A 7424-nucleotide genomic window follows, 5' to 3' on the forward strand; every position below is an offset into this window, starting at 1 on the left:
TGTTGTAGGAGCGAGCTTGCTCGCGATGGACTCAAGAGCGCCGCGTTTAGACAGAAAATACGCGTTATCGTTAACGACCTTCGCTGGCAAGCCAGTTCCTACAGACTGCGTCCTGGTTGAAAATGAAGTGACTTCCCGGGGAGCTGTAGGAGCCGGCTAGCCGGCGATGGACTCAAGGGCGTCGCATTTATCCGGTTCACACGCGTTATCGTTATCGACCATCGCTGCGATGCGGCGACCCGACAAGTCGGATCGCCGCACCGCAGCTCCTACAGGGGAGCGTGCCCACGCTTTTTTTGCGGTCGACTGCTGCCGTTGCGCCTGCCTGAAGGTAAGTCTGGGCAGGCCGATATCGCCCTGAATCTGTTCATCAAGCTGTACGGTATCGAGCGGAGATTTAAAAGACGTTGGCGATGAACATCGCCACGAAAGTCGACAGCAGAACAACCTGTCGCTGTTGGTGCAGTTGCAGGCGTGGCTGGTGAAGATCCAGCCACGAGTGACGAGGCTAACGCACTGCGCAAATGGCTTGCGTCGCCTGGTTAACCTGCAGGTGCATCATCAATAAATGTCTTTTGACAGCAGGGTGAACGGTGTCTTCACCAGGATTTTCACATCCAGCCACAACGACCAGTTATTGATGTACTTGAGGTCGATCTCGACGCGCTTCTGCATCTTGTCGATGGTGTCGGTCTCGCCGCGGCAACCGTTGATTTGAGCCAGCCCGGTGATCCCCGGTTTGATTCGGTGGCGCGCCATGTAGGCGAGAATCTTGCCGGAGTAGTAGTTATTGTGCGCAACGGCATGAGGACGTGGCCCGACCAGCGCCATATGGCCCTGCAAGACGTTGAACAATTGCGGTAGCTCATCGATGGAAGTACGGCGGATAAAGCGCCCGATCGGGGTGATCCGCGAGTCGTTACGGCTGGCTTGCTTGACCTCGTGATCGTCGTGTACGCGCATCGAGCGAAACTTCCAGACCTTGATGACCTTCCCGTTCCACCCGTGGCGGTCCTGTTTGAAAAACACCGGGCCATGGGAGGTGAATTTGACGGCCAGGCCAATGATCAGCAGTAACGGGCTTAGAGCGACAATGGCCATCAGCGCCAGGCTTTTATCGAACAGGCTTTTACTCAGAGCGGCAGTAGGTTGGCTGCTCAGCGGGCATTCAATCAAATGGATTGCCGGCATGCCATCCACATCACTGACCGAGTGATTGAGCAGCGTCAGGCTGTTCAGGTCCGGGACCCAGACCACATCGACGTTGGCATCCAGCAAGTCGACATACATTTCTTCGATTTGTGCCGCTTCGCTCAGGGGGAGCGTGATGTACAGGCGTCGGATGTCATGGGTCTTGATCAGTTCGAGCAGTTCCTCTTGCGGGCCTACGACAGCTGGCATGCCCGCCTCCTGCAAGAGAGTGGTGTCGGAGCTTACCAGGCCGACCAACGGGAAATGCTCGAGGGCACGAAGCTTGTTAGCCAAACCCAGTGCCAGCTCGCCAGTACCAACAATCAGCGTTCTACGCTCAATTTGCAGCGCTCGTTGGTAGTACTTCGAAAAACCATGCAGTGGGACGTACAACAACGCCTGCCCGATGTAGCTGCAGAAAGCCCAAATCAGGATGATTTGACGAGAAAACAGTTCGTTGGCCTTGCAGAGAAAGGCGACAATAGCTAACGCTGCCAGTGTCATTGACCAACCCATCAATAGTCTTGTCAACCCTTCCAGGTAGTTGTCCTTTTTTGCATAGGCGCCGCACCATGTGTAGGCCGGAACCGATGCCAGCACAGTAAGCGTTGCGCATACTCGATAATAGAATTCTACCGTTCCGGTCTGGTAATAAACCAAGAGAAGTAACAGGGCGACAACAAAGCCCTGACCTAATGCCCACTGTCCCCAGAAGGTCAGTCCTTTGAGGGTGGTATTTCGATTGATACGAAGATTGTTAACCATACGATATCCCCAAAATACGTCCATTCGTGTTTCGACAAACAAGAGCCAAAATCAATGCGCTAAGAGTTGTTGTTCATATTAGATGGCGATGCATTGATGACCGAAACGCCACGCTGGCGGCGCTGTCATCAGTTCATAGGTTAAATTATTGGTGCGGGCACTGTCTGACGACTTTTAACGAGCGGGTGGTGTATCTGGTTGATATATCTGGGTGATGGCGGCGTTAAAAATAGTCTGGCTTCAGCTTTTTTAACGCTACTGTATAGGGGGGCGGGGGAGGATAAGTTGGCGTGCTCTATTATTGTTGTATTGCACTGCCGAGGCGAAAATCTGAATTTCTCAGACTAGATTTTTACGCGTACGATTTTTTGTATCACGCAGTACCCACGATTTCTCACTGCACGAAAAAGACGCTCGCCACTACTGGCTTTTTTAAATTTTTCCTGCAGTCGACTCAGGCACATTTCGAGACCCCGATATTGTTCAGGTTCTCTACCGATGCTGAGGATAAGGTCGTCCTTGCTGACCACGCGATCTTCATGGTGCAGCATTTTTTTAAGCAGCGCGGCCTCCAGGCCAGTCAAGACAATTTCCACGTCATCCTTGATCAGCGCGCCACTGCTGTCGCTCAGTCTCCAGGTTTCAGCCGCTGGAGTGTGCGGTTTGGCTGGCTGGGAAACGAATTCCCTGGCGTCATCCCTGGCGCTGTCTGCGGTTGATGTGAAGTGCGTAAACTTTGTTACGGTTAGGGCGGTTTGCCATTCGGACTTGAACGTCGAAAGTATGCGCTGGGTATCATGCTTGATAACCGGCGGAACCATTCTGGCCATTTGCGGGGAAATAATCTCCATAAGCTTGGGGGCAGAGGTGGGCGGGGCAACGCCTTCAAAAAACATTTTTGCCTGTGACGTGCCGTAACTGTTGTATCGCTTGCTGGACAGTAACGCCTCAAGCTCCAGTTGCAGTGCGGGGTTGTGAGTAACCACGACAAAGTATTTTCTAGGGAGGTTTGTGCTGCTATCCATGGCTCTCTCCTGAGTTGCACGTCTTGAATTTGGTTTAAAGGTTGTCAGCAGGGGAGTAATGACTCCCTTGAAAGTAATCAAAGGGCAGTGCACGTGCCAGTATATGGCTAGCAGCATGCTCGACTCTGTCCGCTATAAAGGCGACTTTTGTGTTGTGAGTGAGCGTGGTCATACGTTCGTGGAGACGATTGAATAACTCTGGGTTGCCACTGAGCTTGAGGCTCAAGTCCAGAGAGGCGGTGGAGATCTTTATATAGTCGAATAGATTCAGGGTGGTAAAGATTTCGATACTTTCATCGTCGATGTTGTAGTCGTCGAGCGCGATTTCTATGCCGTGATCTTTCAATAGATATACGTTGTGAAGGATTTTCTTTTTTTCCGCGAAGCTGACAGCCGACAGGGGGAGCTCATTGAGCGCGACAACCAGTGTCTGGCCAAATTCGCGCAGAGCGGCGCCGGACTGTATCAGCTCTTCCGTGAGCGCAGAGTTGGCGAGATCTGACTGCCCTACGCAAACAAATCTACGGCTCAGGTATTTATTTCCGTTGGTGGTGTTGTGATCTTTCAGCGAGAAGGCAATCAGCCTGGTCTGCATCAGTACTTCACTGTAGATTCCACTCATCTGATGCGCCTCTGGCGCGCGGGACGCGCACGCGGAGTCGTCAAAATGTATTCTGATCTCGCTGCCAAACGGGCAGTCATCCCGAGTGAGAATCAATTGTCGAGACAGGTAATGCTCTGCGTGACCGTAGAGTCGCACGCTCCCTGTTGCGTTCATAATACAGAAACTCCCTTCTACATTTAGAATCAGGTTGTCGAGATCAGACCCCTGATTAAACGATATCCATGCCCACGAATACTTTGAATGGCGTTGCTGCCATACATGTCTTTTATTTTTCCGCGAAGGCGGCTGATCGACTTTTCCAAGGCTCTTGGGTCATAAAAATTTATATTCAGCCCCATGATCCTGGCGATTTCATCATGGCTCAATATTTGGTTCTTTGTTTGAGAAAAAGCCTCGAGAATCTTCATTTCCGCAAACGATACGTCCAGTTTTTTATAGTCGCCAATCAGGCACATGCGAGTGGGGTCCAAAAGCAGATTTTGCTTTTTTTGCCATTCTGGGCTGCTAAAAAACTCGGACAGTGCGTCAGTATTTTCGCCTGCAAAGGTGTCGCAATTAATACAGTAGTCGGCCCCGGCAAGATAGTATTTCATCTTGTTGTAGGTGCCTCTGCCGGTGATGGCGATGAAAATTATTGACGCCAGATTATCGGCGCGAATGTTTTCTACCAGGGTGAGGCTTTCAACAAACGCCTGAGGGCTGTCGATAACGATAAAAATTGCACGGTATGAATTAGAATTCTTGTTTCTTTTGAATGAGTTGCTATAGCACATTGCATCAACGGCAATATCCTGGCCTACGTGGCTTGCGACTAATTCCCTAAAGCCCTCAGCTAGCGTGTGGGTTCGCCCAATGGTGAGAATACCTGTCTCCTCCTTCACGTCGCTGTGGCTTGTAGTCGTTATTTTCCCTGTAAGCATCATGCTTTGACTCGGATGGGTGCTGGCATTCGAATGTTAAAGCACCAATTCCCGCTTGTGACTGACAATTGGTAACATTTCACTGTTTTTTCAGACGGCCGTCTCGTTTTTTTAACATTGTCGGTGATTCTGACGTGATCGTTTGCCCGCCGGTGGTTCGAGGAGCCTCATGATCGATGGCAATCTCGTGGGTTGACGAGGTGTGGCATTGTGCCATCTATTGGTCCAATGCCCCGCATTTTCGCAGCCATATGACCGCGCATGTCGCTAAAGTTTCAGCCACCTGACTTTTTTTGATTGGGCGTCATGAGGCGGTAGGGTTTTGTGGTTTCAAGTGCGATTTTTTGCTCTTGTCTGGCTCGGCACTCTCCAATATTAACCGTTATATAACGTTGGTATTGGTGGTGCCCGCCATGGACATTTCATAACATTGAGTTTTATTAATCGCTCTAATGCGCTTTACTCTCGTGTTGGCGTTGAATTAGTGCGAGGTCGACGCAACGGTATTTGTCGATGAGGGGGACTGATGGATCTTTGGACAACCATAACAGTGTTGATTTTAGGGATGGTCGAAGGTCTGACGGAGTTCTTGCCGATATCAAGTACAGGGCACCAGATTATCGTCGCGGACTTGCTCGGCTTCGGCGGCGAGCGAGCCATGGCCTTCAACATCATCATTCAATTGGGCGCGATCCTGGCGGTTGTCTGGGAGTTCCGCCGCAAGATTCTCGAGATCGTTACCGGCTTGCCGACCCAACGCAATGCACAACGTTTCACCTTGAATCTGTTAATCGGTTTTCTTCCGGCAGTGGTCTTGGGGGTGTTGTTCGCCAATAAGATCCATGAGTATCTGTTTAATCCGATCACTGTTGCAGTGGCATTAGTGGTGGGTGGCATCATCATGTTGTGGGCCGAGCAGCGCGAACATGTGGTGTCTGTCGACCATGTTGACGATATGCGCTGGACCGACGCCCTCAAGGTCGGTTTCGCGCAATGCCTGGCGATGATTCCGGGCACCTCGCGTTCAGGATCGACCATTATCGGTGGGTTACTGTTTGGTCTGTCGCGTAAGGCTGCCACGGAGTTTTCTTTCTTTCTGGCGATGCCGACCATGGTCGGTGCCGCGGTGTATTCAGGCTATAAGTATCGGGATCTGTTCCTGGCCAGTGACTTGCCGGTGTTTGCGCTAGGTTTCGTGACGGCGTTCTTTTTCGCCATGATCGCCGTGCGTGGTTTGCTCAAGTTCATCGCCGGCCACAGTTACGCCGTGTTCGCCTGGTACCGGATCGGATTCGGTTTGCTGATACTGGCAACGTGGGTATTCGGCTGGGTTGACTGGACCGGGGCTGCAGCGCACTGACACTCGCACCAGGCATGCAGGACATGCAGCCTGGTCGCAGGGAGGCGGCTAACCTTTAACGCCCCTCAAGCAGCTCCGCCGCTTGATCCAGCAAGGCCAAAGGCTCTTTGGCCTTGTGAATATCCACCGACAGTAACTGCCGAAACTTGCGTGCCCCCGGGAACCCGGTGCCCAGCCCGAGCACATGCCGGGTGATGTGGTGCATCGAACCACCTGCAGCGATGTGCGCCGCTATATAAGGACGCAACTGCGCCAGCGCCTCAGCCCGGCTGATCACCGGCGCCGTGCTGCCGAACAGCTGCTGATCCACCTCGGCCATCACATAAGGGTTGTGATACGCCTCACGGCCCAGCATGACGCCGTCGAACGTCTGCAAATGCTCGTGGCAGGCCTCCAGCGTCTTGATCCCGCCGTTCAGGATAATCTCCAGCTCCGGAAAATCCGCCTTCAACTGCGCCGCCACGTCATAACGCAGAGGTGGAATGTCACGGTTCTCCTTCGGCGACAACCCCTCCAGAATCGCGATCCGCGCGTGCACGGTAAAACTGGTGCAGCCGGCATCCCGCACCGTACCGACGAAGTCACACAACTCTTCGTAACTGTCTCGCCCGTTGATCCCGATTCGATGCTTGACCGTCACCGGAATCGACACCGCATCGCGCATCGCCTTCACACAATCGGCCACCAACTGCGGATGCCCCATCAGGCACGCGCCGATCATATTGTTCTGCACCCGATCACTCGGGCAGCCGACATTCAGGTTCACTTCGTCGTAACCATGCTCCTGCGCCATCCGCGCACACGCGGCCAGATCCAGCGGGACACTGCCGCCGAGTTGCAGGGCGAGCGGGTGTTCGGCTTCGTTGTGACGCAGGAAGCGCTCGTGGTCGCCGTTGAGCAGGGCGCCGGTGGTGACCATTTCGGTGTAGAGCAGGGCGTTTTTCGACAATAGGCGCAGGAAGAAGCGGCAGTGTCTATCGGTCCAATCCATCATCGGCGCGACGGAGAAACGGCGGGAGAGTGGGGCGGGTGTGGCGGTGGTTACGGACATGAGGGATCTGGAATCGGTGAGGCTGGGAGGTGAGGGAGTTTATCAGGAATGGGCTGATGGGGCTTGGGCATGCCTCAGGACGATTGGGCAGGTGCTGGGTATTGCGTTGATAACATCACGAAAAAGTAGGAGATTTCCCTCAAGTCGCGTCCCCATTGCCCATATTGCCTCCCACTGATCACCCGGCTAACCTCCCTCCGTCGCTGCAAATTCAGCGACAAGGGTGTGGAAGCCCTTCACAAGATCTAGGCGCACAGGGCGCCACCTAAATTTAAGCAGGCGCTTTTTTCATGTCTGCTGTTAAATTATGGCGGCTGTGCGCGGGGCACTTTCGGGTGCGTCGGGTTCGTGCGCCCAGCATGGGCGCAATCTTGTGGGTGCAAGTCCCACCGTAAGTTGACCACAGCAAACGAAGTGAAGCGCAACTGCATGAGGGTGACCGAGTGTGGGGAGGAAGCGTGGAGCGAAGCCGCGAGCTGATGTACAA

At 53.3% G+C, this 7424-nt stretch carries 6 protein-coding genes; 1 reads left to right on the top strand and 5 read right to left on the bottom strand.

Going from position 1 to position 7424, the window contains the following annotated elements:
- Positions 1–561: 561 nt before the first annotated feature.
- The 4 genes from AC1DKH_RS30150 to AC1DKH_RS30165 all read right to left on the bottom strand — a co-directional run bounded on the left by AC1DKH_RS30150 (position 562) and on the right by AC1DKH_RS30165 (position 4529).
- Positions 562–1956, bottom strand: coding sequence for an undecaprenyl-phosphate glucose phosphotransferase (locus AC1DKH_RS30150; RefSeq protein WP_477800205.1), 1395 nt, complete (start codon positions 1954–1956; stop codon positions 562–564).
- A gap of 344 nt (positions 1957–2300) precedes the next feature.
- Positions 2301–2981, bottom strand: coding sequence for a winged helix-turn-helix domain-containing protein (locus AC1DKH_RS30155; protein WP_477800206.1), 681 nt, complete (start codon positions 2979–2981; stop codon positions 2301–2303).
- A gap of 34 nt (positions 2982–3015) precedes the next feature.
- Positions 3016–3603 (bottom strand): EAL domain-containing protein, encoded by a 588-nt coding sequence (locus tag AC1DKH_RS30160; protein ID WP_477800207.1) that lies wholly within the window; start codon positions 3601–3603, stop codon positions 3016–3018.
- A 185-nt stretch (positions 3604–3788) separates the two neighbouring features.
- Positions 3789–4529 (bottom strand): winged helix-turn-helix domain-containing protein, encoded by a 741-nt coding sequence (locus AC1DKH_RS30165; protein ID WP_477800208.1) that lies wholly within the window; start codon positions 4527–4529, stop codon positions 3789–3791.
- A 523-nt stretch (positions 4530–5052) separates the two neighbouring features.
- Between AC1DKH_RS30165 and AC1DKH_RS30170 the strand changes: the two genes are divergently transcribed.
- Complete coding sequence (locus AC1DKH_RS30170; RefSeq protein WP_477800209.1) at positions 5053–5886, top strand: undecaprenyl-diphosphate phosphatase; 834 nt, start codon at positions 5053–5055, stop codon at positions 5884–5886.
- Positions 5887–5941: 55 nt separating this feature from the next.
- Here the strand turns inward: AC1DKH_RS30170 and dusA are convergent, their stop codons facing one another.
- A complete protein-coding gene (gene dusA / locus AC1DKH_RS30175; RefSeq protein WP_477800210.1) occupies positions 5942–6937 on the bottom strand; it encodes a tRNA dihydrouridine(20/20a) synthase DusA in 996 nt (331 codons plus the stop codon).
- Positions 6938–7424: the final 487 nt, after the last annotated feature.

This window comes from Pseudomonas sp. 05L36, assembly GCF_056398125.1.

What these genes read in the sequence shown, in the direction of transcription:
- AC1DKH_RS30150 (WP_477800205.1), bottom strand. Translation starts at nt 1,956, where the DNA reads ATGGTTAACAATCTTCGTATCAATCGAAATACCACCCTCAAAGGACTG.
- AC1DKH_RS30155 (WP_477800206.1), bottom strand. Translation starts at nt 2,981, where the DNA reads ATGGATAGCAGCACAAACCTCCCTAGAAAATACTTTGTCGTGGTTACT.
- AC1DKH_RS30160 (WP_477800207.1), bottom strand. Translation starts at nt 3,603, where the DNA reads ATGAGTGGAATCTACAGTGAAGTACTGATGCAGACCAGGCTGATTGCC.
- AC1DKH_RS30165 (WP_477800208.1), bottom strand. Translation starts at nt 4,529, where the DNA reads ATGATGCTTACAGGGAAAATAACGACTACAAGCCACAGCGACGTGAAG.
- AC1DKH_RS30170 (WP_477800209.1), top strand. Translation starts at nt 5,053, where the DNA reads ATGGATCTTTGGACAACCATAACAGTGTTGATTTTAGGGATGGTCGAA.
- dusA (WP_477800210.1), bottom strand. Translation starts at nt 6,937, where the DNA reads ATGTCCGTAACCACCGCCACACCCGCCCCACTCTCCCGCCGTTTCTCC.